This is a genomic window from Frisingicoccus sp. (genome assembly GCA_016298055.1).
In the GTDB taxonomy this organism is placed as follows: Bacteria; Bacillota; Clostridia; order Lachnospirales; family Lachnospiraceae; genus Frisingicoccus.
Genome location: JAEDDO010000274.1, coordinates 1 through 2,059, shown reverse-complemented (window position 1 = coordinate 2,059; position 2,059 = coordinate 1). Strand labels below are relative to the sequence as shown.

The 2,059-nt window shown below is 43.2% G+C and carries 2 protein-coding genes; both read right to left on the bottom strand.

Going from position 1 to position 2,059, the window contains the following annotated elements; all coding sequences use genetic code 11:
• Positions 1-1,152, bottom strand: a 1,152-nt coding sequence (locus QZZ35_RS11520) for a hypothetical protein (protein ID WP_291237533.1), incomplete at its 3' end; no start/stop codon positions are given.
• A gap of 16 nt (positions 1,153-1,168) precedes the next feature.
• On the bottom strand, positions 1,169-2,059 hold an 891-nt coding region (locus QZZ35_RS11515; protein WP_291237532.1), incomplete at its 5' end, for a type IV secretory system conjugative DNA transfer family protein.

The window sequence follows — 2,059 nt, the reverse complement described above, 5'->3', positions numbered from 1 at the left end:
TTTAAAAAATAATCCCTGCTGCGCATACAAATCTTCCGCACGAACTCTCAAACGTTCCTCTGTTGCGATCTGCCAATGTACCGACGTCTTAATCGTTAATCCAAGAAACGCCGGCGGTCTTCCCGCAACCGGAACCGGATAGGCATATGGATATGTTCCCCAGAAATTTTTTGACAATTCTTCTGTCACAGTCAGATCATCATGCTGAAACAGAACAACATTGGCAAAATTAAGCCCCATACCGCAAACCGATTCCTTCGCATTCGTGGACACAAGTACAAGTTCAATCTTTCTCATCCTTTTCATATCGAACAGATAATTAAGCAGCTCATCCCTTTCATCCACAAATATCGCATCATCCAGCACAACTCTGATTCTGGGCACCTGATTCAATGCATCAAAGATTTCTTCTTTCAAATAAGAATTGAAAATACTCTGATCCGGTGATAAAGAATAGAAAACCATCACAGAATTGTCCTCTAATACCCCCTTTTGTATATTATATTGCGTGTCGACCCCGCCTTCATAAAGGCCTTCAAATATGTGCTCCATCTGACTGCATACCCGCCGGAGTACGATCCCCGCATCATGATTTGCTCTTATATTATCCGCGACCACATTCGACAAGCCCGAATTCAGAGCATACTCTGAAATAAAATCGTCGTCCTGCTGAAGAAGTTCTGTCATTGCGGGAAAAGACAAAGGATAGGCTGCGGATACGATATTCAGCAAAGCCGATCCATACACCAGCACCCGGTCAATCAATCCGCCATACCCCTGTCTCTCTGCCGTCATCTGTATAAAACGAAGAATCTGCTGATCGGACATGCCATAAAAAAGATGATAATTTTTCTCCTCAGGCCAGGAAAGCATCATCCTATCCAGCTCCCCGACCGCCTGTTTTTCCCTCAACATTCGGAACAGATTGAAATCTCCGGACAAAACCAACGTTGGAAGATTATCTTTTTTTGCGTAACTGCAGATTAAGTCCGTAACCATTCTGCGATTTCCTGCCCCGTATCCGGTAATCAAAAGATCTCCCTCGATATTTTCAAAAAAACTTTTATGATCGATCCTTCCCTTACATACTCTCCGCACCGTATTTCGGTGCTCACATTCCCGAAGGATCATAGCCTTATTCCCTGTAAACATCTCCCGTTCCTCCTTCTCACTGATATTTCGGCATAGAAAACAAAAATGGTTTTTCTCCTTTCAGACTCACGATCGCTTCTCCCATGTTCAGAGAAAGGATATCCCAATCTTCAACCGTGTGCCCCTCTCTTTGAATATGCACCGGATTCTGTTGTGCCGAAAAAGAATGATTCTGATAATTCAATCCAAATCTGTTGCTGATAAACTGGCGGGTATCAAAATCAGATACCCGAAAAGCAATCAGATTCTGAAAGGTTGAAAGCATCCGTTTTGCCCCGTATTCCCCATAGATATCTACCGCTCCCGAAAAATTCTGAAGTCCGCATAAAATTTTAACGCCCTGTGATCTCCCGAAGTTCATCGCATTTGATAAATGATTTAACTTTTGAGTTAAAAGCAGCATCTCGTCGAGTATGACATAGACGTTGTTTCTTTTTTCCTGACGACCTCCAAGGGCATTGGCAAGCGCACGATCAATGAGAACACCGTATATAGGTGCCAGGGCTTCTCCCCGTTTCAGATCATATTCAATGAAAACCACCTTTTTCTCCGGAGCAGTCACGATTTCACGCATGGAAAATTCTTTCTCCGGATTACTTTCAGCAAAAGGCCCCACAAACATTTCTTTGAGGATCGTTCCTATATAGGAATTTACCCCCTGTGTCTGATGACTTTTATCCGCAATGTAGTCCATACAGTTGCGATAATCCTCCATATACGCTGCCTCAAAAACTGCCTTGAGTTCCGCATTCGTGCTTCCCGATAAAAATCCAATAAGTTCTTTGTTATTGAGTTTCTTCTGGTCCGTTCTCCAATATGTACGCATAAAATAAATAAGAACACCGGCCAGTATCTGGGCAGCCATTGCCGGAAAGACAGGCTGGGTCTCACTGTTCATTTTCTGAAA